This window comes from Mitsuaria sp. BK037, from assembly GCF_014193045.1.
Classification (GTDB): domain Bacteria; phylum Pseudomonadota; class Gammaproteobacteria; order Burkholderiales; family Burkholderiaceae_C; genus Roseateles.
The window spans coordinates 2,460,901-2,483,141 of record NZ_JACHYS010000001.1 but is presented as its reverse complement, the minus strand read 5'-3'; the positions used below and the strand labels follow the sequence as shown (position 1 = coordinate 2,483,141).

The window sequence follows — 22,241 nt, the reverse complement described above, 5'->3', positions numbered from 1 at the left end:
GCTTCATGGTAGCGTGCCGGCTTCTTTCGACCACGTCCCGCATCCCCCTCGTTCCCATGATCACCCTCTACGGCATCCCCAACTGCGACACCGTGAAGCGCGCCCGTGCCTGGCTCGACGAGCAGGGCCTGGCCTACCAGTTCCACGACTACAAGAAGCAGGGCGTGCCCGCGCAGCGGTTGCCGCGCTGGATGGCGGAACTGGGCTGGGACAAGGTGCTGAACCGCGCCGGCACCACCTGGCGCAAGCTGGACGACGCGACCAAGGCCGGCGTCACCGACGCGGCCTCGGCGGCCGCGCTGATGAGCGAGCAGCCGAGCGTGATCAAGCGCCCGGTCGTCGAATGGGACGACGGCCGCCTGAGCCTGGGTTTCTCGCCCGAGCTGTTCGCGTCGCACGCCCCGCGCTGATCGGAGGTCCGCCATGTTCACCGGCATCGTTCAAGGCATCGCGCAGGTCGCCCGCATCACCGACAAGGAGGGGCTGCGCAGCTTCACCCTGGACTTCCCCGACGGCTTCTGCCGCGACCTGGAGATCGGCGCGTCCGTCGCCTGCGACGGCGTCTGCCTGACCGTCACCGCGCTGGACGGCGACCACCGCGCCGACTTCGACGTGATGCTGCAGAGCCTGAACCTCACGACGCTGGGGCAACTGGGCGTCGGCGGCCGGCTCAACGTCGAGCGGGCCGCCAAGGAAGGCGCCGAGATCGGCGGCCATCCGCTGTCGGGCCATGTCGACTTCATGGCCACCGTCGCGTCGATCCGCCGCCCGGCCAACAACCACGTCATCCGCATCGCGGTGCCCGCGCCATGGATGCGCTACATCTTCCCGAAGGGCTACATCGCGGTGAACGGCGCCAGCCTGACCGTGGCCGAGGCCGGCCGCAATGCCGACGGCTCGGGCTGGTTCGAGGTCTGGCTCATTCCCGAGACGCTGCGCATGACGACCTTCGCCGACAAGGGCGAGGGCGCGCCGGTCCACATCGAGATCGAGCGCCAGACCCAGGTGATGGTGGACACGATCCGCGATGCGGTGGCGGAAAAGATCGGCGCGCTGATGCCGGCGCTCCAGGCATTCGCCAGGGAACGGGGCCTGGACCTCGGCGCGGAATGAGGCGTGCGGGTTCCCCCGCATAGTCCATCGCCGCTGTTTCGCCATCCCTACAACACCAGATGACCTAAGTCATCGCCGCCGCGCGACGTGGACGCGTCCCGCGGCGCGCCGCCTCGCGTGACGCGGGCGCCGCGCACCGCTCCGGCCGACGCGCCGGCGAGCCATTCCCCGATGCCATCGGCCTTCGCGCCGATCCTCGCCAACCCGCGCCGATGCTGGCGATCGCGGGGCCAGGCCTTGCCGTGCACCGTCCGCCGCGCCGCTTTCGTGCGCCCTGTGGAGCGAGGCTGTCCCTGATCCGTGTCGTCGCCGCTTCGCCCCTGCGGATCGGGTGGTCCCCACCACGATGGGGGCCTCGCTTTTTCAAAAACGAGGCTCAACAATCCGCCACATTCCATCGCATCCGTTGCGATGCGGACCACAGGCAAGGGGATGACGAATGATGGCCAAAGGGCTGATGGCAGCCGGGCTGCTCGCCGCGTCGATCGCGGCGGTGGCGCAGGTGCCTTACGTGTTCAGCTACAACCCGGGACCCACCCGCGGTACGAAATGGATGGCCAAGGCCTCCGATGGCAATGCCGAGGGCTCGGCCTCGGTGGTGGCGTCGTCGCCGCGTCCGGTGTGGGCGCGGGTCTGCTACACGATCGGTCCGTCCGACAGCACCGTGTCCGTCTACGCGCAGACCCGCAACGAGGAGCCGCGCGCCTTCGAGATCGCCTGGGGCGGCTGCAGCGATGTCTTCGGCACCAGCATCTGGATCGGCAACCCGCATGGCCAGCCGGTCGGCGGCCATTACGGCGTCGCGCCCGCCACCCCGCTCGACTGATCACCCCGTTCCCCAGACCCGGCCGGTCGGGCCGACCGGGTCGTGTCCGTCGTTGTTGTTTCCGCTCGTCCTGAGACGTCCTTAGAAAAACTGGAGGATCCCATGCTCGCCACTCCCCGCTCCACTTCCGTGTCCGGCTTCGCGCTGAAGTCGGCCCTGCTGCTGTCCCCGCTGCTGCTCGCGGGTTGCCTGGCCACCGCGCCGACGATGGGCGAGAACAAGGGCACCGTCTCCGGCGCCGCTGGCGGCGCGACCGCCGAGAACCAGAACAGCAAGCTCGAGCATTGCGACGAGACGCTGGGCACGCTGGCGATCTTCGAGGACACCAACGCCCCCTGGTGGTCGCAGTTGCGTGACCGCCAGCTGGGCTCCACGGTGCCGGTGCTGCGCCTGATGGTCCAGCAGTCCAACTGCTTCGTGATCGTGGAGCGCGGCAAGGCCTTCGCCAACATGGAGCGCGAGCGGGCGCTGATGCAGTCGGGCGAGGTCCGTGCCGGCAGCAACTTCGGCCAGGGCCAGATGGTCGCCGCCGACTACACGATGAGCCCCGAGATCCAGTTCGCCGGCAAGACCGGCGGTGGTGGCGGTGGCATCGGCACCGGTGCGATCGGGCTGCTGACCGCGGTCGCGGCCAACGTCAGCCAGAACGAGGCCAGCACGACGCTGCTGCTGGTGGACAACCGCTCCGGCGTGCAGATCTCGGCGGCGGAGGGCACGGCCAAGAACTTCGACTTCGGTTTCGGCGGCGCCAGCTTCTTCAGCAACACCGCCATCGCTGGCGGCGCCTACGGCAAGACGCCGGCGGGCAAGGTCATCGTGACCGCCTTCGCGGACTCGTACAACCAGATGGTCAAGGCGCTGCGCAACTACAAGGCGCAGCAGGTCAAGGGCGGCCTGGGCACCGGCGGCCGACTCGGCGTGCAGGGCGGCTCGACCGCGGCCTCCAAGGAACTGGATCAGCCCGCCGCACCGAAGGCCGCGCCGAAGCCGGCGGCCAAGCCCACGGCGAAGAAGCCGGCGACCTCGGGCACGACCGGGACGAACGGGAAGTAACTCGCCCTCACCCCAACCCTCTCCCACTTCGCGGGAGAGGGGGCAATACCGGGGACTCCCGCCACCCCGCGGGAGACGCGGCCTGCCTCAGCGCTGCTCGATTTCGGCGCGCAGGCGCTCTTCCTGCTCGCGCAACTCCGGGGTGAAGGCTTCGCCGAAGTCCTCGGCCTCGAAGATCTGGCGGATCTCGATGTCCGAGTCGCCCGTCTGCGGATTCGGGCACTTCTTGACCCACTCGATCGCCTCCTGCAGCGAGGCGCATTCCCAGATCCAGAAGCCGGCGATCAGCTCCTTGGTCTCGGCGAACGGACCGTCGGTGACGGTGCGGGACTCCCCGGAGAAGCGCACCCGCACGCCCTTGCGGCTCGGATGCAGCCCTTCGCCCGACTTCATGATGCCGGCCTTCACGAGTTGCTCGTTGTACGCGCCCATCGCGGCGAGCAGTTCGGTGCTGGGCATCTCGCCCGCTTCGCTGTGGCTGTCGGCCTTGACGATGACCATGAATCGCATGACGTGCTCCTGAATGCGCCCCGGTGGGACGCTGAAAGTGGATGAGGGTGGACGACCATGGCCGTCTCACCCTCATGACGTCTGGCGCCGCCGGATTTCGACAGGCGCCGCGAAATTTCCCCGTGCCCTTCAGGCCGCCAGCAGCTGCCGCAGCACGTAGGGCAGGATGCCGCCGTGGCGGTAGTACTCGACCTCGATCGGCGTGTCGATGCGCAGGATCAGCGGCACGCGGCGCTCGGCGGCGCCGGCGGCACGGATGATCAGCGTCGCTTCCGATTGCGGCCGGATCTCGTTGCCCAGTTCGATGTCGATGAGCTCGTCGCCCTTCAGCCCCAGCGATTCCCAGGAATCGCCCGGACGGAACTGCAGCGGCAGCACGCCCATGCCGACCAGGTTGGAGCGGTGGATGCGCTCGAAACTCTTGGCCACCACCGCCTTGATGCCCAGCAGCTGCGTGCCCTTGGCCGCCCAGTCCCGGCTGGAGCCGGTGCCGTATTCCTCGCCGGCGAAGATCACCGTCGGGGTGCCGGCGGCGATGTAGCGCATCGCGGCGTCGTAGATGAACAGCTTCTCGCCGCCGGGCTGGAACAGCGTCAGCCCGCCTTCCTCGCGCGCACCGTCCGGCTTGGCCGGGATCATCAGGTTCTTGATCCGGACGTTGGCGAAGGTGCCGCGCATCATGACCTCATGGTTGCCGCGGCGCGAGCCGTAGCTGTTGAAGTCGGCCTTGAGCACGCCTTGCTCCTTCAGGTAGCTGCCCGCGGGCGACGCTTCCTTGATCGAGCCGGCGGGCGAGATGTGGTCGGTGGTGATCGAGTCGCCGAACAGCGCCATGATGCGCGCGTCCCGCACGCCGATCTCCTGCGCCTGCGGGATCTGCGTGAAGCCGCTGAAGAAGGGCGGCTGCGCGATGTAGGTGCTGCGCGGCCAGCCGTAGACCTGGCCGGTGCCGCCGGTGATCTTTTTCCAGAGCTCGCCCGGCTCGGCCTTGACCTTGCCGTAGTTGGCCCGGTACGCGTCGGGATTGAGCGCGAGCTTGAGCAGCGCGTAGATCTCGTCGCTGGTGGGCCAGATGTCGCCCAGGTAGACCGCCCGGCCGTCGGTGCCATGGCCGACCGGCTCGGTCATCAGGTCGCGGGTCACGTTGCCGGCGATCGCGTAGGCCACCACCAGCGGCGGGCTGGCCAGGAAGTTGGCCTTGATGTTGGGATGGATGCGCGCCTCGAAGTTGCGGTTGCCCGACAGCACCGCGGCGCAGACCAGGTCGTTGCCGGTGATGGCCTCGTTGATCTCCGGCGTCAGGTCGCCGGCGTTGCCGATGCAGGTCGTGCAGCCGTAGGCGGCGACGGTGAAGCCCAACTGCTCCAGGTAGGGCAGCAGGCCGGCCTTCTCCAGGTATTCGGTGACGATGCGCGAGCCCGGCGCCAGCGAGGTCTTGATGTGCGGCTGCACCTTCAGGCCAGCCTCGACCGCCTTCTTGGCCAGCAGACCGGCGGCCAGCAGCACGCTCGGGTTGGAGGTGTTGGTGCAGGAGGTGATCGCCGCGATCAGCACGTCGCCGTTGGCGATCGACAGGCCCTTCTGGGCGCCGCCCAGCGGGAAGCGCTGGTGCAGCTTGGCGGCCGGCTGGTTGAAGCCGTTGTCGGCCACCGGCTTGCTGTACAGCGAGGTGAAGGTCTTGGCCAGGTCGGTGATGACGATGCGGTCCTGCGGGCGCTTGGGGCCGGCCAGCGAGGGCACGACGCTGCCCAGGTCCAGCGAGACGACCTGGCTGAAGCGGATGTCGCCCGCCTTGGGGATGCCGAACAGGCCCTGCGCGCGGAAGTAGCTCTCGAAGGCCTCGATCTCCTCGGTCGTGCGGCCGGTGCCCTTGAAGTAGTCGATGGTGCGTTCGTCGACCGGGAAGAAGCCCATCGTCGCGCCGTACTCCGGCGCCATGTTGCCGATGGTGGCGCGGTCGGGCACGGACAGCGAGGCGGTTCCCTCGCCGAAGAACTCGACGAACTTGCCCACCACCTTGGCCTTGCGCAGGATCTCGGTGACGGTCAGCACCAGGTCGGTGGCGGTGACGCCCTCGCGCAGGCGGCCGGTCAGCTCGAAGCCGACCACGTCCGGCGTCAGGAAGTAGACCGGCTGTCCGAGCATGCCGGCCTCGGCCTCGATGCCGCCGACGCCCCAGCCGACGACGCCGATGCCGTTGATCATCGTCGTGTGGCTGTCGGTGCCGACCAGCGTGTCGGGGTAGTAGACGGTGCCGGCGCCGCCGCCGGTCTTGTTGTCGGTCTTGTGGACGCCGCGGGCGAGGTATTCCAGGTTGACCTGGTGGACGATGCCGAAGCCCGGAGGCACGACGCCGAAGGTGTCGAAGGCCTGCATGCCCCACTTCATGAATTCATAGCGCTCGCGGTTGCGCTCGAACTCCAGCTTCATGTTCAGGTCCAGCGCCTGCTTGTCGCCGAAGTGGTCGATCATGACGGAGTGGTCCACCACCAGGTCGACCGGCACCAGCGGCTCGATCGTCTTGGGGTTCTTGCCCTGCGCCTGGGCGACGTTGCGCATCGCGGCCAGGTCGGCCAGCAGCGGCACGCCGGTGAAGTCCTGCAGCACCACGCGGGCCACGACGAAAGGGATCTCCTCGTTGCGCGGCGCATTGGGCTGCCAGTTGGCGAGCTGCTCGACATGCTCGGCGGTGACGCGCTTGCCGTCGCAGTTGCGCAGCACCGACTCGAGCACCAGCCGGATCGACACCGGCAGCTGGTTCACGTTGGGAAAGCGCTCGGCCAACCGGGGCAGCGAGTAGTACTTGCCGCTCTTGCCTGACGCGGTCTTGAAGCTGGCGACGGTGTTGGCGAATGCATGGGGCATGGCTCACTCCTTGGCGTTTCTTGGCTGGTGGTCCTGGCGCGGTCCCGGGACCCGGGGCCAGACGGGGTTCTCTCGGGCGATGGGGGCTGATTGTGGCCCTGGCCGGCGGGCTTGTGATGACTCCTTTGGGCGAGGGTGTGCGAGGGCGCAACGAGCGTGCGAGAGCCCCCCGCCGGAGGGTGCCGGGCATGCCGATTGCAGCAATGCCCCCAATCCGGGCGGGGGGTGCCGGTTTGGCTAATATCCCCCGACGACTCCAGGCCGCCAGCTCGCGAGGGCGCGCAAGAACTGACCCCGCGGCGCTTCCGACCAGCATGCTTTCGTGGTTTCGGACGAGGACTCGCATGGATCAGGAACTGTTGTCCCCCACGTCGGCCGCCGCCGCCCGCGCGGCCGAGGTCATCGCCGGCGTGTCGGGCACGCCGCCGCTGCCGCCCGCCGGACTGACGCTGCTGCAGCGCCTGTTCTGCGCCTACCCGGGCAGCATGGGGCTGCGGCAGGGTCACTGGACCACGCGGCTGGGCCGGCAGGCCCATCAGCCGCCCGAGTTCACCCTGGTCCTGAACGAGCCGACGGCGCTGCGCCGGCTGCTGCTGGGCCGCGATCCGCTGCGCTTCGCCGAGGCCTACTTCACCCAGCAGATCGACGTGGAGGGCGACTTCTTCGCCGCGCTGCAGCTCAAGGACCACCTGCCGGAGCTGACCCTGTCCTGGAGCGACCGCCTGCGCCTGGCGGTCCGCCTGCTGGCGCCGCCGCCCGGCGCGGCCGACGAGGCGCTGCGCGCCGATGGCGTGCGTCGCCACACCCGGGCCGAGAACAAGGCCGCCATCGCCTTCCATTACGACCTGTCCAACGACTTCTACGCGCTCTGGCTGGACCCGGCGATGGTCTATTCCTGCGCCTATTACGAAACCGAGGACACCAGCCTGGCCCAGGCCCAGTGGGCCAAGCTGGACCACATCTGCCGCAAGCTGCGGCTGCAGCCCGGCGAGGAGCTGCTGGACATCGGCTGCGGCTGGGGTGCGCTGGTGATGCATGCGGCGCGTCATTACGGCGTGAAGGCCACCGGCATCACCTTGTCCGAGCGGCAACTCGCGCTGGCCCGCCAGCGCATCGAAGCCGCCGGCCTGCAGGGGCAGGTGGAGGTGCGTCTGTGCGACTACCGGGACATGAGCGGGCAGTTCGACAAGGTGTCCAGCGTTGGCATGTTCGAACACGTGGGGCTCAAGAACCTGCCGACCTACTTCGGCAGCGTGCATCGGCTTCTCAAACCCGGCGGGCTGTTCCTGAACCATGGCATCACCCATGAGGAGGACGGATGGGGGCAGGCGCTGTCGTCCAAGTTCATCAACCGCTATGTCTTCCCGGATGGCGAGCTGGACCGGGCCAGCAATGTGATGCGGGTGATGGAACAGCAGCAGTTCGAGCTCCATGACGTCGAGGGATTGCGGATGCATTACGCGCGCACGCTGCGCGCCTGGGTGGCCAAGCTCGAGGAGGGGCATGAGCAGGCGCTGCAGTACGTCGACGAGGCGCACTACCGGATCTGGCGGCTGTACATGGCCGCGTCGGCGCTCGAATTCGAGACTGGCGAGCTGGGCCTGTATCAGATCCTGGCCAGCAAGCGCGACGGCGGGCCCGCGCCGGTCCCGCTGACCCGGCGCTACATGTACGAGCCGCGGTAGGGGATCGCCGATCGGCGATCGGCGACCGACGGCCGACCCGGCTGTCAAGCCCCAGGCGGCTCGCCGGCGACGCAGCTGTGGCGCGACGGCACGGCTCCCCGTTCCGAGGGAGAGCCGGCGTTGACCCCGCCCGGCATGGCGCGCAAGATGCCCCGCCATGGGGATCCGTCATGATGAAGTCAGGCGCTGGCGGACGGCGATCGAGCGAGGCGCCTTCGGCGTCTGGGACTTGAATCCGCCGCTGGAGCTGGTGCATTACTCGCCGCGCTGGAAGGAACACCTGGGCTTTCCGCATCCGGAGCAGCCGGACAGCACCGCGTTCTGGCGCTGCCGCGTCCATCCCGAGGACCTCGAGCCGATGATGCTGGCGCTGCGCGCGCATTTCGACGGCTTCACCGACACCTACGAGCAACGCTTCCGGCTGCGCAGCAATGGCTCGGGCTACCGGGCGGTGCTGTCGCGGGGGAGGGTGGTCCAGCGGGATCACCGGGGCAACGTGCTCCGGATGCTGGGCACGATGGTCGACCTGACCGAGCGTCCGGTGACGCCCTACGACGACCGCTTCCTGGGCGAGCACCTGTCGCCCGCGGCGCTGGGCTGCACGCCGTTCCACGCGCTGCTGGGCGTGCCCGCGACCGACGCGGCCCCGTATGACCCGCGGCGCGACGATGACGCGGCCCAGTTGCTGGACCAGGTGGCGGAGATCCTCGCGGCATCGTTCAGGCAGGCGACCTGCGGCGCATGAGCGGCATCTGCGTTTTGTCGACAATCGCGCGCACATAATCGCAGCCTTGTCTTCCCGCCCTTGCCGCCGCCATGCCGCTGACCAATCAGGAAATCTACGAGCGCATCTACACCGCCATCAGCGAACGGCGGCTGCTGCCCGGGACCAAGCTGAATGAGGAACGCCTGGCCAGCGCCTTCCAGGCCAGCCGCACGCGCATCCGCGAAGTCCTGAACCGGCTCAGCCAGGAACTGGTGATCGACCTGCACCTGAACCGGGGCGCGTTCGTCGCCAGCCCGACGCCGCGCGACCTGAGCGATGTCTTCGCCATGCGCCGCGCCGTGGAGCGCGCCGTGGCCGCGCAGCTGAGCGCCGAACTGGCGGGGACCGCCGGCCAGTCGCAGCTGGCGGCGATGCGCCAGCACCTCGCGCACGAGGCCGATGCCCGCGCCGCCGGCGATCGCGCGGCGCTGGCGCAACTGACCGGCGCCTTCCACCTCCGCTTGGCGGAATGCACCGAGAACCGGTTGTTCATCGACACCGTGCGCCGCCTGGTGGCGCTGACCGGCCTGGCGATCGCGCAGTACGACGCGCTGGCGTCCAGCGCCTGCCCCGATCACGAACACGACGACATCGTGGCCGCCATCGAGAGCGGCGACGCGCGCCGTGCCGAGCGCCTGATGCTGGAACACCTGGCGCACGTCGAGCAAGGCATCCGTCCCCCGGCGGAAACGGCGGGCGAGATGGACTTCCGCCAGATCTTCCAGCTCGAGCCCGAGGCGCCGGCCCGCGGCGCCAAGCCCCGCCGCAAGTCCGCGGCCAAGGCGTGATCGCCGCCCTCCGGGCCTAGGCCGTGCGGTCCTGGCCGAAACCGGCCGCCCATCCGGTCCAGCGCTTGGCGAGCGGCGGCGCGTAGTCGCCGCCCTTGGCGGTTCGCAGCCGCAAGGCCGACAGGGCCTCGGCCAGCTTCACCGCCACCGCGAGTCCGTCGATCACCGGCACCTCCAGACGCCTCTGCAGTTCCTCGCACAGCAAGGCCATCCCGGCGCAGCCCAGCACGATGGCCTCGCTGCGATCGCGCGCCAGGGCCACGCGCGAGGCCGCCTCGATCCGCGCCAGCGTGGCCTCGTCGCACGATTCCAGCGACAGCACCTCGATGTCGGTGCCGTGGATGCCGCGGCAGGTCGACTCGCAGCCATAACGGCGCACCAGCCGCTCGGCGATCACGCAGGTGCGCGTCATCGTCGTCACGACCGAGAACCCCGTCGCCACGATGGACGCGGCCTGGAAGGCCGCCTCCGCGATGCCCAGCACCGGCCCGGGCAGCGCCTCGCGCGCCGCGTCCAGTCCGGGGTCGCCGAAGCAGGCGATCACGGTGGCGTCGAAGCCCTCCCGCGCCGCCAGCAGCGCCTGCTCCGCCACGCCCGCCGCGCCGAAGGCGTCGTCGAGATGCCCCTCGATCGACACCGGCCCGAAGCTGGGGCAACGGGCCACGATCTCGGTGCCCGCTGCGGCCACCGCCCGGGCCGCTTCCTCGATGCCGCGGGTCATCGGCAGCGAGGTGTTGGGGTTGATCAGCAGTAGCTTCATTGGGGCTCCCCGCACCGGCAAGGTGCTTTGTGCATGCACTTGGTGCGGCTTCAAGTCGACAACAGAGTCGATGATATGGCACAGTTTATGCATACAAAAATCCCATGACGACTGCACGCAACGATCTGGAACTGATTGCGCTGACCAAGCGATATGGCGATGCCACCGCGGTGGCCGGCATCGATCTGCGCATTGCAGGGGGCAGCTACTGCTGCCTGCTCGGGCCGTCGGGCTGCGGCAAGACCAGCACCTTGCGCATGATCGCGGGCCATGAGGTGCCGACCGAGGGCCACGTCCTGCTGTCGGGTCGCGAGATCACCCCGCTGTCGCCGGCGGAGCGCGGCACCGCGATGATGTTCCAGAGCTACGCGCTGTTCCCCCACCTGAGCGTGCTGGACAACGTCGCCTTCAGCGCGCGCATGAAGGGCCAGCCGAAGGCTGAGCGCGAGGCGCGTGCGCGCGAGTTGCTCGAGCTGGTCCACATGACGCCCTATGCGGCGCGCCTGCCTGCCGCGCTCTCGGGTGGTCAGCAGCAGCGCGTCGCGCTGGCCCGCGCGCTGATGATGCAGCCGCGCGTGCTGCTGCTGGACGAGCCGCTGTCGGCGCTCGATCCCTTCCTGCGTGTGCGCATGCGCGCCGAGCTCAAGCGCTGGCATCGCGAGCTCGGCATGAGCTTCGTGCACGTCACCCACTCGCAGGAGGAAGCCCTGGCGCTGGCGGACCTCGTCGTCGTCATGAACCAGGGTCGCATCGAGCAGGCCGGCCCGCCGCGAGCGGTGTTCGAGCGGCCCCGCACCGAATTCGTCGCGCGCTTCATCGGCGCCCACAACGTGATGGAGACCCCGGCGGGCAAGGTCGCGGTGCGCTGCGACCGGGTGCTCGTCGGCCGCGGCGGCGCGACCGGAGAAGCGGCCATGCCGGCCACCGTGCTCGACGTCGAATACCAGGGCAGCCAGGTGCTGGTCCACCTGGGCGCCGACAACCGTCGCGAGCTCGATGCGGCGGCGGGCCCCGACTGGACCGCCGCGATGAGCGACAGCCAGTTCCATGCGAGTCCGCTGAACCCCGGCGACCGCGCCACGATGCGTTGGCTCGAGGCCGACGTCCATGTGCTCGAGGCCTGAGCCGCCCGAGTCCCGATCACCGATCCCAGCAACCTTCTTGAGGAGCCGCCTGATGACCACCCGCCGCCAATTGCTGAAGACCGCCGGTGCCGCCACCGTCGCTGGTGCCGGCACGATGGGCTTCCCGTTCGTGCATGCCCAGGCCAAGCCCGTCCTGCGCTACCTCGGCACGGCGGTGAACCAGGACAAGGCGATCGCCGAGAAGTTCGAGGCCGACACCGGCATCAAGATCCAGTACATCGCCGTGACGACCGATGACGTGTCCAAGCGCGCGGTGACCGCGCCCAACAGCTTCGACCTGATCGACACCGAGTACTTCAGCCTCAAGAAGATCCTGCCGACCGGCAACCTGCAGGGCATCGATGCCCGGCGGATCAGGAACGCCGACCGGATCACGCCGCTGTTCACGCGCGGCGAGGTCGGCGGCAGGAAGGTCGGCGACCAGGGCACGGCGCCGAAGAAGGTCATGTACCTGGAGAAGCCCGACGCGAAGACCTTCGCCGCCGCGCCGACGCAGTACATGACGCTGATCCCCACCGTCTACAACGCCGACACGCTGGGCATCCGGCCCGACCTGATCAAGCGTCCGATCGAGAGCTGGAAGGAGCTGCTGAACCCCGAGTTCAAGGGCAAGGCGGCGATCCTGAACATCCCGTCGATCGGCATCATGGACGCGGCGATGGTGGTCGAGGCGGCGGGCCTCTACAAGTATCCGGACAAGGGCAACATGACCCGCAAGGAGATCGACCTCACGATCAGGACGCTGATCGAGGCCAAGCGCGCCGGCCAGTTCCGCGCGCTGTGGAAGGACTTCAACGAGAGCGTCAACCTGATGGCCTCCGGCGAGGTGGTGATCCAGTCGATGTGGAGCCCGGCGGTCACCGCGGTGCGCACCAAGGGCATCGCCTGCAACTTCCAGCCGCTGAAGGAAGGTTATCGCGCCTGGGCCGCCGGCTTCGGCGTGCCCAGGACGCTCAAGGGCCGGCAACTGGACGCCGCCTACGAGTTCATCAACTGGTTCCTCGACGGTTGGGCCGGGGCCTACCTGAATCGCCAGGGTTACTACAGCGCGGTGCTGGACACCGCCAAGGCCCAGATGGCGCCCTACGAATGGGCGTACTGGATGGAAGGCAAGGCGGCGGAGAAGGACATCAAGAGCCCCGGTGGCGAGCTGCTGGCCAAGGCCGGCGAGAAGCGGGACGGCGGCAGCTACGAGCAGCGCATGGGCGGCATCGCCTGCTGGAACGCGATCATGGACGAGAACGCGTACATGGTGCAGAAGTGGAACGAGTTCGTTGCGGCGTGACGGCGCGATGAAACCGCAGATCTCCGCGTGGCTGCAGGCCGGCCCGCTGGCGGCCGTGTTCGCGCTGTTCTTCGTCGTGCCGCTGGTGCTGGTGGTGGTCGTGAGCTTCTGGCAGGCGACCGACTACGAACTGATCCCGGCCTTCACGACGCAGGCCTATGCCGACGTGTTCCGCGGCTGCGCGGACACCTCGGAACTGTGCGTGACGCTGAAGACCTATGGCTCGACGCTGAAGTTCGCGGTCCTGACCTGGGCCCTGACGCTGGCGATCGGCTTCACGATCGCCTACTTCCTGGCTTTCCATGTCCGCACGACGCTGATGCAGACGGTGCTGTTCCTCGTCTGCACCGTGCCGTTCTGGACCAGCAACGTGATCCGGATGATCTCGTGGATTCCGCTGCTGGGGCGCAACGGCCTGGTCAACCAGACGCTGCTCGCCACCGGTGCGGTGGACCGGCCCGTGGAGTGGCTGCTGTTCTCGGACTTCTCCGTCGTGCTGGCGTTCGTGCACCTCTACACGATGTTCATGATCGTGCCGATCTTCAACTCGATGATGCGCATCGACCGCGCGCTGATCGAGGCCGCGCGCGACTCGGGCGCGAGCGCCTGGCAGACGATCCGGCATGTCGTGATGCCGCTGTCCAGGACCGGCGTCCTGATCGGCTCGATCTTCATCCTGGCGCTGGTCATGGGCGACTTCGTGACGGTGGGCGTGATGGGTGGCCAGCAGATCGCCTCGGTCGGCAAGACCATCCAGGTGCAGGCGGGCTACCTGCAGTTCCCGGCCGCCGCGGCCAATGCCGTGGTGCTGCTGGCCGTGGTCCTGCTGATGATCGCCGCGCTGATGCGGCTGGTCGACCTGAGACGGGAGCTCTGAGATGAGCGATGCCACGCGGCGCCCCGGCGCCTTCTTCGCGCTCGCCGCCTTCTTCGGGCTCTTCGTGCTGTTCCTCTACGGGCCGATGATCGCGATCGTCGCGCTCAGCTTCCAGGGTCCGGAGGGCGGCCTGACTTTCCCGCTGCGCGGCTGGTCGCTGCATTGGTTCGCGAAGCTCTGGGAAGGGATCGGCGTGGTCGACATCGGCGGCGCGTTCCGCCGGTCGCTGGCGCTGGGCGGCGTCGTGATGGCGCTGACGGTGCTGCTGTCGCTGCTGGCCGGGCTCGCCTACCGCAAGCGGTTGCCGGGCGGGACGCTGCTGTTCTATGCGGTGGTGGCCAGCCTGATCATGCCGTCGATCATCGTGTCGCTGGGCATCGGGCTGGCCTTCCGGCTGCTGGATGGTGGCATCAGGACCGTACTGGAGGGACTGGGCTCGAGCTGGGCCGACGACTACGGGACGGCGCTGGGCCTGTTCACCTCGGGCCTGGGGGCGCAGCTGACCTGGACGCTGCCGTTCGGGCTGCTGATCATGTTCGCGGTGTTCAACCGCTTCGACCGGGCCTACGAGGAAGCGGCGCGCGACCTCGGCGCGACGCGGTGGCAGGCCTTTCGCCATGTCGTGCTGCCGCTGATCGGCCCGAGCCTGGTGGGGGTCGGCATGTTCGGCTTCACGCTGAGCTGGGACGAGATCGCGCGCTCCTCGCAGACGATGGGCGACCTGAACACGCTGCCGATGGAGCTGCAAGGCCTGACGACGACGGTGACCACGCCGGTCATCTATGCGCTCGGCACGGTGACGACCGTGGTTTCCTTCGTGGTGATCGGGCTGGCGCTCGCGGTGGCGTGGGGGATGCGGCGGCGGAGTGTCCGACGTCGGTGAGCCGCTCGCGTCGACCTCAAGTCACCGGCGCCGGATTGAACAGCACCAGCGCATTGGCCAGCCGGTGCTGTTCCGCCCACGTCTTCCTGCCCGAGGCGACGTCCAGCATCATCCGGAACATCTCCCAGCCCATCTCCTCGATGGACTTCTCGCCATCGGCGATCTGCCCGGCATTGAGGTCCATCAGGTCATGCCAGCGCCGCGCCAGGTCGCTGCGCGTGGCGACCTTGATCACCGGGCACTCCGCCAGGCCGTAGGGCGTGCCGCGGCCGGTGGTGAACACATGCAGGTTCATGCCCGCGGCCAGTTGCAGCGTGCCGCAGATGAAGTCGCTGGCCGGCGTCGCCGCGTAGATCAGCCCGCGCTGGTCGCGCGCCAACTTGTCGCCCGGCGACAGCACGCCCGAGATCGCCGAGCTGCCGCTCTTCACGATCGATCCCATCGCCTTCTCGACGATGTTGGACAGCCCGCCCTTCTTGTTGCCCGGCGTCGTGTTGGCGCTGCGGTCCACGCTGCCGCGCCGCAGGTAGGCGTCGTACCACGCCATCTCGCGCACCATCGCCTCGGCCACTTCCGGCGTGCTCGCGCGCGAGGTCAGCTGCGCGATGCCGTCACGCACCTCGGTGTTCTCGCTGAACATCACCGTCGCGCCGGCGCGCACCAGCAGGTCGGCGCAGAAGCCCACCGCCGGATTGGCCGTCACGCCGGAGAACGCGTCGCTGCCGCCGCACTGGACGCCGACCACCAGCTCCGACGCGGGCACCGTCTCGCGGCGGCGCGCGTTCAGGCGCTCCAGATGCACCTTCGCCTGCGCCATGACCGAGTCGATCATCGACATGAAGCCCACATGCTTCGCATCCTGCAGGCAGACCACGTCGAGCGCATCGCCCTGGGCATCGGCCGCGCCGGCGCCGCGCTGGTCGGCGATCGGGATCACGCCGGGCGGCATCAGCCGCTCGGGCTGCAGCTTCTCGCAGCCCAGGCTCACGACCATCACCTCGCCGCCGAAGTTGGGATTGAGGCTGATGTTGCGCACGGTGCGGATCGGGATGACCGCGTCGGGCGCGTCGATCGCGACGCCGCAGCCGTAGGTGTGCGCCAGGCCCACGACGTCGTCGACATGGGGGTACCTGGGCAGCAGCTCGCGCTTGATGCGCTCGACCGCGAATTCGACGACGCCGGCGACGCATTGCACCGTCTGCGTGATCGCCAGGATGTTGCGCGTGCCCACCGAGCCGTCGGCATTGCGGTAGCCCTGGAAGGTGTAGCCCGTCAGCGGCTCCAGCGCCGGCGCCCGCACCGTGGCCATCGGCAGGCCCTCGAGCTCGCGCGCCGGCGGCATGCGCAGCACCCGCTCGTGCACCCAGCTGCCGGCCGGGATGTCCTGCAGCGCGTAGCCGATCGGCACGTTGTAGCGCAGCACGGCGGTGTCGGCCGGCAGGTCCACCAGCGCGACCTTGTGGCCCTGCGGCACGTGGTGGCGCAGCACCAAGCCGGAGGGCAGCACCGTGCCCTCGGGTAGTCCGCCGTCGTTGGCGACGATGGCGACGTTGTCGGCCTCGTGCATCTGCAGGGTCAGCGGGGAGGTGATCATGGAAGTTCCTGGGTCAGGTCAACCTGGGGCGAGGGCGCGGCGGCCACGCGGCCGCGCGCCCGGTGGGTCGGAAGGTCAGACGGGCTTGAGCTCGACACGCTTGATCTCGCCGACGATGAGCAGGTAGCTCAGCACCGCGACCAGCGCATGCGCGCCGACGAAGACCAGCGCGCCGTTGAACGAATGCGTCGTCTGCACGATGTAGCCGATCACGATCGGCGTGACGATGCCGGCGACGTTGCCGAAGGTGTTGAACAGCGCGCCCGACAGGCCGGCGATCTCCTTGGGCGAAGTGTCCGACACCACGGCCCAGCCGAGCGCCCCCAGCCCCTTGCCGAAGAACGCCAGCGCCATGATGCCGACGACGACCGCCTCGATGCCCACGTAGTTGCACGCGATCATCGAGGTCGACAGCAGCATGCCCACCACGATCGGCAGCTTGCGGGCGAAGGTCAGCGAGTGGCCGCGGCGCAGCAGCCAGTCCGAGATCACGCCGCCCAGCACGCCGCCCGCGAAGCCGCAGATCGCCGGCAGTGCCGCGACGAAACCGGCATTGAGCAGCGACATGCCCCGCTCCTTGACCAGGTAGATCGGGAACCAGGTGAGGAAGAAGTAGGTCAGCACGTTGACGCAGTACTGCGCGAGGTAGACGCCCATCAGCATGCGGTTGGCCAGCAGCTGCTTCAGGTAGCCGAGCCGGGGACCCGCGACCCGCGCGGCCCGCGAGGTCTTGTCCGAACCCGACAGCAAGGCGCCGCCGGCCTCGATGTACTCGCGCTCCGCGGCGCTGATGGACGGATGCTCGGCCGGGCTGTTGTGCATCGTGCGCATCCACAGGACGCTCATCAGGATGCCCAGGCCGCCCATGAAGTAGAAGACCTCGGACCAGCCGATCGCATGCACGATCCACGCCATGATCGGCGCGAACAGCACGGTGGCGAAGTACTGCGCGGAGTTGAAGATCGCCGACGCCGTGCCGCGTTCCTTCACCGGGAACCAGGCCGCGACCATGCGGCCGTTGGCCGGGAAGGACGGCGACTCCGACAGGCCGACCATGAGCCGCATCAGGAACAGCGCCGAGACCGCCAGCGGCAGCCCGAACAGCATCTGGTCCATGCCCATGTGGTGCACGCTGCCCTGCAGCATCGTGAACAGCGACCAGAGCAGGATGCTCCAGGCGTAGACCTGCTTGGCGCCGAACTTGTCCAGCAGCCAGCCGCCGGGCAGTTGGCCCAGCACGTAGGACCAGCTGAAGGCCGAGAAGATGAAGCCCATCTGCACCGCGTCGATGCCGAGCTCCTTGGACAGGACCGGGCCGGCGACGCCCACGGTGGCGCGGTCCGCGTAGTTCAGGACCGTCACGACGAAGATCATCGCCAGCACGCCGAAGCGCGCGCGGCCGATGCCGCTCGCGGCGGCGGAGGAGAGGGATAACTGCATGTTGTCTCCGGATCGTATCGAGGGCCGGTCTGCGCCGGCTTGCGTCATGCCATCGGGCGCGCGGGCCTGGACCCGCGCCGCCGTCATGCCTGCATCACACGTGGATCACGCTTGCGTGTACGCGGTCTTCACCGTCGTGTAGAACTCGGCGGCGTACTTGCCCTGCTCGCGCGGGCCGTGGCTGGAGGCCTTGCGGCCGCCGAAAGGCACGTGGTAATCGACGCCCGCCGTGGGCAGGTTGACCATCACCATGCCGGCCTGCGCGTGGCGCTTGAAGTGGGTGGCGTGCTTGAGCGAGGTGGTGGCGATGCCGGTGGCCAGGCCGAAGGGCGTGTCGTTGGCCAGGGCCAGTGCCTCGTCGTAGTCCTTGGCCTGGATGACGCTCACCACCGGGCCGAAGACTTCTTCCTGGTTGATGCGCATCGCGGGCGCGGTGCCGGTGAAGAGCGCGGGCGTCAGGTAGAAACCGGGCGCGCCCGCGCTGCTGGTGGGCAGTGCCTCGCCGCCCGCGGCCAGCGTCGCGCCCTCGGCCTTGGCGATGGCGATGTACTCGAGGTCCTGCGCGAGCTGGCGTTCGTCGACGACCGGACCGATGTCGGTGCCGGCCGTGCGCGCGTCGTCGACCTTGAGCGTCTTCATGCGCTCGACCACGGCCGCGACGAAGCGGTCATGGATGCCCGCGGTGACGATCAGCCGCGAGGACGCGGTGCAGCGCTGGCCGGTCGAGAAGAAGCCGCTGTTGACCGCGGCGGCGACGGCCACGTCGAGGTCGGCGTCGTCCAGCACGACGAACGGGTTCTTGCCGCCCATCTCCAGCTGGAACTTGGCGCCGCGCGCGACGCAGGCGGCGGCGACCCGCTGGCCGGTGGCGACGCTGCCGGTGAAGCTGATCGCGTCGACCTGGCGGTTCTCGAGCAGCTCGGCGCCGACCTCGGCGCCACGGCCCATCACGAGGTTGAAGACGCCGTCGGGCAGGCCGGCGCGCTTCAGGATGTCCGCGAGCTGCCAGGCCGAGCCCGGCACCAGGTCCGCCGGCTTGAGCACGACGCTGTTGCCGAAGGCCAGCGCGGGCGCGATCTTCCAGGCGGGGATCGCGATCGGGAAGTTCCACGGCGTGATCAGGCCCACCACGCCGATCGGCTCGCGCGTGACCTCGACGCCGACCCCCGGGCGCACCGAGGGGATCACCTCGCCGCCGACGCGCAGCGCCTCGCCGGCGAAGAACTTGAAGATGTTGCCGGCGCGCACGACCTCGCCGATCGCCTCGGGCAGCGTCTTGCCTTCCTCGCGGGCCAGCAGGTCGCCGAGCTCGGCACGGCGCGCCAGGATCTCGGTGCCGGCGGCGTCCAGCACGTCGAAGCGCTGCTGCGGCGTGGACAGGCTCCATCGGCCGAAGGCCGCGCGCGCGGCGGCGATGGCGGCGCGCGTCTGGGCGACGTCGGCCTGCGCGTACTCGCCGATCAGGTCGCGGGTGTCGCTCGGGTTGATGTTGCGGGAGGCGCGGGGACCGTCGACCCACTCGCCGTTGATGAGGTTCTTGAACATGAGGGACTGCTCGTTGCCGGTCGCGAAGGGCGCGTGGCGGATGGACGGGAAGGCCGCAGGGGCGGAAGGGGAAGAAGGGACGAGGGACGCGCGCCGGCCGAAGCCGGACGACGCGTCCCGCGGCGCGCTTACTGCGGGCCGAGCCTGGAGATCAGCGCGCCCAGTTCGTCGACCTCGGCGGGCTTGAGGTCCGACAGCGGCGGACGCACCGGGCCGGCCGTGTGGCCGGCCAGCGTGGCGCCGGCCTTCACGATGGACACCGCGTAGCCGTGGCCCTTGTTGCGCAGCGCGATGTAGGGCAGGAAGAACTCGCGGATCAGGCGGTCGGTGGTGGCGGTGTCGCCCGACGCATGGGCGTTGTAGAAGTCGATCGCGGTCTTCGGGATGAAGTTGAAGACGGCCGACGAATACACCGGGCAGCCCATGGCGCGGTAGGCGCCGGCGAAGACTTCCGCGGTGGGCAGGCCGCCCAGGTAGCTGAAGCGGTCGCCGAGCTGCTGGCGGATCGAGACGAAGGACTCGATGTCGCCGATGCCGTCCTTGAAGCCGATCAGGTTGGGGCAGGTGTCGGCGAGCTTGAGCAGCGACTCGGGCGTCAGGCGGCAGGCACCGCGGTTGTAGACGATCACGCCGAACCTGACGCTGCGGCAGACGGCCTGCACATGCGCCACCAGGCCTTCCTGCGAGGCCTCGGTCAGGTAGTGCGGCAGCAGCAGGATGCCCTGCGCGCCCAGGCGCTCGGCTTCCTGCGCGTACTGGATCGCGACCCGGGTCGGGCCGCCGGCGCCCGCGATGATGGGCATCTTCCCCTTGCAGGTCTCGACCGCGACGCGGATGACGTCGCTGTACTCCTTGGGCTCGAGCGAGAAGAACTCGCCAGTGCCGCCGGCCGCGAACAGGGCGGTCGCGCCGTAGGGCATCAGCCACTCCAGGCGCTCGGCATAAGGCTTGGGCGCGAAGTTCAGCTGGGCGTCGAAATCGGTCAGCGGGAAGGACAGCAGGCCGTGGGAAATGGTGGCCTTGAGGTCTTGGGGCGAGGTCATGAGCGGCTTGTCTCCGTGGCTACAACAGCGCTGGATCCGTCGTCGCACCCCGTCCTGAATGACTTGGTACCGGTACCAGCATGGGCAGATGGTAGCGATGCCATCGACGGTCATCAAGAGGATGTCTGACAACTGCGGGTAATCCCCTAATCTGGAATCGCGCAGCGCGCCGGTCGCCCCGGCGGGGGCTCCCCCCTTCGGGGAGCCTGTTTGCGGTTGCCTCTTTGGAGGGGCCTCTTCGGAGGGGGGCGAGCTAGGGGTAGTGGGGGCCGAGAGGGCCACCTACAACCGGTAGGCGATCGAGGGGGAGGCAGTCCGCTTCAGCTCCGACGCGAAACCCTTCAAGGAGGCTGTCATGAGATCTGAAGCGAGAACGGCGTTCCAGCAGCAAGTCATCGAGGCGCTCGTGGAGAGCAAGGCCATCAACGCCGACGCGGTCGGCGCGACCTTCGCCAAGTTCGGCGAACGGGCCCTGCTGCAAGGCGAGGTGCTGGTCACCATCATCAACCGCAACGCGATCTGGAACTGCGGCTGGCCGGGGCCGGAGCTGGACATCGTGCGCGACGTCCGCCAGCTGCGCGAGTGATGCGATGAGCGCGGTCGTCCCGATGCCGGTGGTTCGGCCGATGGTGGGCAGGCGGTCGGCCGCCGCCCGGCGCCGGGAAGACCTGCTGGGCCGCGTGCACCTGGCGGTGCGCATGGCCCGGCGGAGCCTGAAGCGCGCGCTGGCCGAGGAGGAGGGCGCAGCGACTGGCGCGCCGGGAGGAGGCGGTGCCCCGGCGCCGCTGGTGCTGGCGAAGGTCGTCGGCGAGGCGGCGATGCTGCTGCGCATGGCGGCGAGCCTGCGCGGCGAGGACGAGACGCTGGACGTGGAGTCGCGGCTGCTCGCGGTGCAACTGGTCGCGCCGGCACGCGGTGCGCGGGTGAAGGCGCGGCTGTGCCATGACACCGGCCGCGCGCTGGAGCATGCGTCGGCGCACCTGTTCCTCGGCGACGCCGGGTATCCGGACGAGGCCTTCGACCGCCTGCTCGACGAACTGCTCGAGGGCGAGGTCGCCGGCGGCGCCGAGCGGCTGCCGAATCACCAGCTGGAATGCGAGTGGCTGGACCAGCTGCGGCGCGGCCGGGTCGGCGTCGAGCCCATCGACGCGGAACTGCTGGCTGCCACCTGCATCGGTTGGCCGCTGGACGTGCTGGCGTGCTCGACGCTCGACCTCTACATGTTCACCCACGTCGTCCTGTATGCGTCCGACATGGGGCGCCGGCCGGTGCGCCTGCCGCGCCCGGTGGACGAGGTGCTGGCCGAGGCCGAGGCGGGCCTGGCCGCGGCGCTCGATGCGGACAACTTCGACCTCGCGGCGGAATTGCTGTGGACCTGGCCGATGCTGGACCGGCCGTGGAGCGCGGCCGCCGCGTTCGCCTTCGACCTGCTGTCGACGGTGCAGGATGAATTCGGCTTCCTCCCGGGCCCGGAGCATGCGCGGTGGGCCGCCGAGCCGGTGCCGGGCCTTGCGCGCGACGAGGTGGTGCTGCGCACCTCGTACCACGCGACGCTCGTGATGGGCATGCTGTGCGCGGCGGCGCTGCGGCCGGGCGCGGCGCCGCCCGCAGCGATCGCGTCGCGCGCTTCGCTCGTGCCGCCCTCGTCGCGGGGGATGCCGGCACCGTTCATGTCATCCGCCTCGCTGGCCTCGCCACCGCGGCGCGACGCGGCGCCGGTTGGAGACACCGGCTGGCTCGCGCGCTTGCCGCCACGTGCGCCGACGCCGCGCTGGCAACAGGCCTTCGAGCAACTCGACGCGAGCCGCCAGGCGGCCTTGACCTCGCTGTGCTTCAACGTCTGGTTCCGTCGCGCGGCCGCGGGAGACCTCGCGCAGCTGCGCGAGGCGCTGGCGGGCACGCTCGAGCACGGCAGCGGCGACGGGCCGTCGGCGCGCCAGGCCTTGATGCGCCTGCGGCGCACGACCGCGGTGGCGCGGTCGGGCCCACCGGCGTAGCGGCGCCGCGCGGCGCGGGGTATGCCGCTTGCCCGTGACCGATTGCCGGTTCAGCGTCATCGTGGG

The 22,241-nt window shown here is 69.4% G+C and carries 20 protein-coding genes; 13 read left to right on the top strand and 7 right to left on the bottom strand.

From position 1 onward, the window contains the following. Positions 1 to 56 precede the first annotated feature (56 nt). The 4 genes from FHT37_RS10265 to FHT37_RS10250 all read left to right on the top strand — a co-directional run bounded on the left by FHT37_RS10265 (position 57) and on the right by FHT37_RS10250 (position 2,992). Complete coding sequence (locus FHT37_RS10265; RefSeq protein WP_091732668.1) at positions 57 to 410, top strand: ArsC family reductase; 354 nt, start codon at positions 57 to 59, stop codon at positions 408 to 410. 13 nt (positions 411 to 423) lie between these two features. Then, positions 424 to 1,113, top strand: coding sequence for a riboflavin synthase subunit alpha (locus FHT37_RS10260; RefSeq protein WP_183480599.1), 690 nt, complete (start codon positions 424 to 426; stop codon positions 1,111 to 1,113). A 439-nt stretch (positions 1,114 to 1,552) separates the two neighbouring features. Next, entirely contained in the window at positions 1,553 to 1,939 is a 387-nt protein-coding gene (locus FHT37_RS10255) for a hypothetical protein (protein ID WP_091732677.1), read from the top strand. Positions 1,940 to 2,041: 102 nt separating this feature from the next. Then, complete coding sequence (locus FHT37_RS10250; protein ID WP_221210994.1) at positions 2,042 to 2,992, top strand: CsgG/HfaB family protein; 951 nt, start codon at positions 2,042 to 2,044, stop codon at positions 2,990 to 2,992. Positions 2,993 to 3,079: 87 nt separating this feature from the next. Here FHT37_RS10250 and FHT37_RS10245 read toward each other — a convergent pair whose 3' ends face one another. Both FHT37_RS10245 and acnA read right to left on the bottom strand, forming a co-directional pair. Continuing rightward, positions 3,080 to 3,502, bottom strand: a complete 423-nt coding sequence (locus tag FHT37_RS10245; RefSeq protein WP_091732680.1) for a YciI family protein — start codon at positions 3,500 to 3,502, stop codon at positions 3,080 to 3,082. Between the two features lie 129 nt (positions 3,503 to 3,631). After that, on the bottom strand, positions 3,632 to 6,367 hold the full coding sequence (gene acnA, locus FHT37_RS10240; protein ID WP_183480597.1) for an aconitate hydratase AcnA: 2,736 nt from the start codon (positions 6,365 to 6,367) through the stop codon (positions 3,632 to 3,634). Between the two features lie 344 nt (positions 6,368 to 6,711). Here acnA and FHT37_RS10235 point away from each other — a divergent pair, with 344 nt between their 5' ends. The 3 genes from FHT37_RS10235 (at position 6,712) to FHT37_RS10225 (ending at position 9,606) form a co-directional block, all read left to right on the top strand. Further along, the gene (locus FHT37_RS10235) at positions 6,712 to 8,052 is read left to right on the top strand and encodes a class I SAM-dependent methyltransferase (RefSeq protein ID WP_091732688.1); all 1,341 of its coding nucleotides are present in this window, start codon (positions 6,712 to 6,714) and stop codon (positions 8,050 to 8,052) included. Between the two features lie 157 nt (positions 8,053 to 8,209). Then, positions 8,210 to 8,797, top strand: coding sequence for a PAS domain-containing protein (locus FHT37_RS10230; protein WP_091732693.1), 588 nt, complete (start codon positions 8,210 to 8,212; stop codon positions 8,795 to 8,797). A 71-nt stretch (positions 8,798 to 8,868) separates the two neighbouring features. Further along, complete coding sequence (locus tag FHT37_RS10225) at positions 8,869 to 9,606, top strand: GntR family transcriptional regulator (protein ID WP_147240419.1); 738 nt, start codon at positions 8,869 to 8,871, stop codon at positions 9,604 to 9,606. 16 nt (positions 9,607 to 9,622) lie between these two features. On the opposite strand, the gene FHT37_RS10220 is transcribed toward FHT37_RS10225, so the two are convergent. Continuing rightward, a complete protein-coding gene (locus tag FHT37_RS10220) occupies positions 9,623 to 10,366 on the bottom strand; it encodes an aspartate/glutamate racemase family protein (RefSeq protein ID WP_091732701.1) in 744 nt (247 codons plus the stop codon). Positions 10,367 to 10,470: 104 nt separating this feature from the next. Here FHT37_RS10220 and FHT37_RS10215 point away from each other — a divergent pair, with 104 nt between their 5' ends. From FHT37_RS10215 to FHT37_RS10200, 4 genes are read left to right on the top strand one after another with little or no spacing between them, the layout of a single operon-like run. Further along, entirely contained in the window at positions 10,471 to 11,490 is a 1,020-nt protein-coding gene (locus tag FHT37_RS10215) for an ABC transporter ATP-binding protein (RefSeq protein ID WP_183480595.1), read from the top strand. Positions 11,491 to 11,542: 52 nt separating this feature from the next. Next, positions 11,543 to 12,796 (top strand): PotD/PotF family extracellular solute-binding protein, encoded by a 1,254-nt coding sequence (locus tag FHT37_RS10210; protein ID WP_091732708.1) that lies wholly within the window; start codon positions 11,543 to 11,545, stop codon positions 12,794 to 12,796. Positions 12,797 to 12,803: 7 nt separating this feature from the next. Continuing rightward, complete coding sequence (locus FHT37_RS10205) at positions 12,804 to 13,673, top strand: ABC transporter permease (protein ID WP_183480593.1); 870 nt, start codon at positions 12,804 to 12,806, stop codon at positions 13,671 to 13,673. A 1-nt stretch (position 13,674) separates the two neighbouring features. Further along, positions 13,675 to 14,556 (top strand): ABC transporter permease, encoded by an 882-nt coding sequence (locus tag FHT37_RS10200; RefSeq protein ID WP_183480592.1) that lies wholly within the window; start codon positions 13,675 to 13,677, stop codon positions 14,554 to 14,556. Between the two features lie 16 nt (positions 14,557 to 14,572). Here FHT37_RS10200 and garD read toward each other — a convergent pair whose 3' ends face one another. The 4 genes from garD to kdgD form a co-directional block, all read right to left on the bottom strand. Continuing rightward, complete coding sequence (garD, locus tag FHT37_RS10195) at positions 14,573 to 16,150, bottom strand: galactarate dehydratase (protein ID WP_183480590.1); 1,578 nt, start codon at positions 16,148 to 16,150, stop codon at positions 14,573 to 14,575. A 75-nt stretch (positions 16,151 to 16,225) separates the two neighbouring features. Beyond that, on the bottom strand, positions 16,226 to 17,590 hold the full coding sequence (locus tag FHT37_RS10190) for an MFS transporter (RefSeq protein ID WP_091732718.1): 1,365 nt from the start codon (positions 17,588 to 17,590) through the stop codon (positions 16,226 to 16,228). A 105-nt stretch (positions 17,591 to 17,695) separates the two neighbouring features. Next, entirely contained in the window at positions 17,696 to 19,135 is a 1,440-nt protein-coding gene (locus tag FHT37_RS10185; RefSeq protein WP_183480589.1) for an aldehyde dehydrogenase family protein, read from the bottom strand. Between the two features lie 128 nt (positions 19,136 to 19,263). After that, entirely contained in the window at positions 19,264 to 20,178 is a 915-nt protein-coding gene (kdgD, locus tag FHT37_RS10180) for a 5-dehydro-4-deoxyglucarate dehydratase (RefSeq protein ID WP_091732726.1), read from the bottom strand. 355 nt (positions 20,179 to 20,533) lie between these two features. Between kdgD and FHT37_RS10175 the strand changes: the two genes are divergently transcribed. Then, complete coding sequence (locus FHT37_RS10175) at positions 20,534 to 20,764, top strand: hypothetical protein (RefSeq protein WP_141225433.1); 231 nt, start codon at positions 20,534 to 20,536, stop codon at positions 20,762 to 20,764. Positions 20,765 to 20,768: 4 nt separating this feature from the next. Next, on the top strand, positions 20,769 to 22,175 hold the full coding sequence (locus FHT37_RS10170; protein WP_183480587.1) for a DUF6895 family protein: 1,407 nt from the start codon (positions 20,769 to 20,771) through the stop codon (positions 22,173 to 22,175). Positions 22,176 to 22,241 lie beyond the last annotated feature (66 nt).

What these genes read in the sequence shown, in the direction of transcription:
- FHT37_RS10265 (WP_091732668.1), top strand. Translation starts at nt 57, where the DNA reads ATGATCACCCTCTACGGCATCCCCAACTGCGACACCGTGAAGCGCGCC.
- FHT37_RS10260 (WP_183480599.1), top strand. Translation starts at nt 424, where the DNA reads ATGTTCACCGGCATCGTTCAAGGCATCGCGCAGGTCGCCCGCATCACC.
- FHT37_RS10255 (WP_091732677.1), top strand. Translation starts at nt 1,553, where the DNA reads ATGATGGCCAAAGGGCTGATGGCAGCCGGGCTGCTCGCCGCGTCGATC.
- FHT37_RS10250 (WP_221210994.1), top strand. Translation starts at nt 2,042, where the DNA reads ATGCTCGCCACTCCCCGCTCCACTTCCGTGTCCGGCTTCGCGCTGAAG.
- FHT37_RS10245 (WP_091732680.1), bottom strand. Translation starts at nt 3,502, where the DNA reads ATGCGATTCATGGTCATCGTCAAGGCCGACAGCCACAGCGAAGCGGGC.
- acnA (WP_183480597.1), bottom strand. Translation starts at nt 6,367, where the DNA reads ATGCCCCATGCATTCGCCAACACCGTCGCCAGCTTCAAGACCGCGTCA.
- FHT37_RS10235 (WP_091732688.1), top strand. Translation starts at nt 6,712, where the DNA reads ATGGATCAGGAACTGTTGTCCCCCACGTCGGCCGCCGCCGCCCGCGCG.
- FHT37_RS10230 (WP_091732693.1), top strand. Translation starts at nt 8,210, where the DNA reads ATGGGGATCCGTCATGATGAAGTCAGGCGCTGGCGGACGGCGATCGAG.
- FHT37_RS10225 (WP_147240419.1), top strand. Translation starts at nt 8,869, where the DNA reads ATGCCGCTGACCAATCAGGAAATCTACGAGCGCATCTACACCGCCATC.
- FHT37_RS10220 (WP_091732701.1), bottom strand. Translation starts at nt 10,366, where the DNA reads ATGAAGCTACTGCTGATCAACCCCAACACCTCGCTGCCGATGACCCGC.
- FHT37_RS10215 (WP_183480595.1), top strand. Translation starts at nt 10,471, where the DNA reads ATGACGACTGCACGCAACGATCTGGAACTGATTGCGCTGACCAAGCGA.
- FHT37_RS10210 (WP_091732708.1), top strand. Translation starts at nt 11,543, where the DNA reads ATGACCACCCGCCGCCAATTGCTGAAGACCGCCGGTGCCGCCACCGTC.
- FHT37_RS10205 (WP_183480593.1), top strand. Translation starts at nt 12,804, where the DNA reads ATGAAACCGCAGATCTCCGCGTGGCTGCAGGCCGGCCCGCTGGCGGCC.
- FHT37_RS10200 (WP_183480592.1), top strand. Translation starts at nt 13,675, where the DNA reads ATGAGCGATGCCACGCGGCGCCCCGGCGCCTTCTTCGCGCTCGCCGCC.
- garD (WP_183480590.1), bottom strand. Translation starts at nt 16,150, where the DNA reads ATGATCACCTCCCCGCTGACCCTGCAGATGCACGAGGCCGACAACGTC.
- FHT37_RS10190 (WP_091732718.1), bottom strand. Translation starts at nt 17,590, where the DNA reads ATGCAGTTATCCCTCTCCTCCGCCGCCGCGAGCGGCATCGGCCGCGCG.
- FHT37_RS10185 (WP_183480589.1), bottom strand. Translation starts at nt 19,135, where the DNA reads ATGTTCAAGAACCTCATCAACGGCGAGTGGGTCGACGGTCCCCGCGCC.
- kdgD (WP_091732726.1), bottom strand. Translation starts at nt 20,178, where the DNA reads ATGACCTCGCCCCAAGACCTCAAGGCCACCATTTCCCACGGCCTGCTG.
- FHT37_RS10175 (WP_141225433.1), top strand. Translation starts at nt 20,534, where the DNA reads ATGAGATCTGAAGCGAGAACGGCGTTCCAGCAGCAAGTCATCGAGGCG.
- FHT37_RS10170 (WP_183480587.1), top strand. Translation starts at nt 20,769, where the DNA reads ATGAGCGCGGTCGTCCCGATGCCGGTGGTTCGGCCGATGGTGGGCAGG.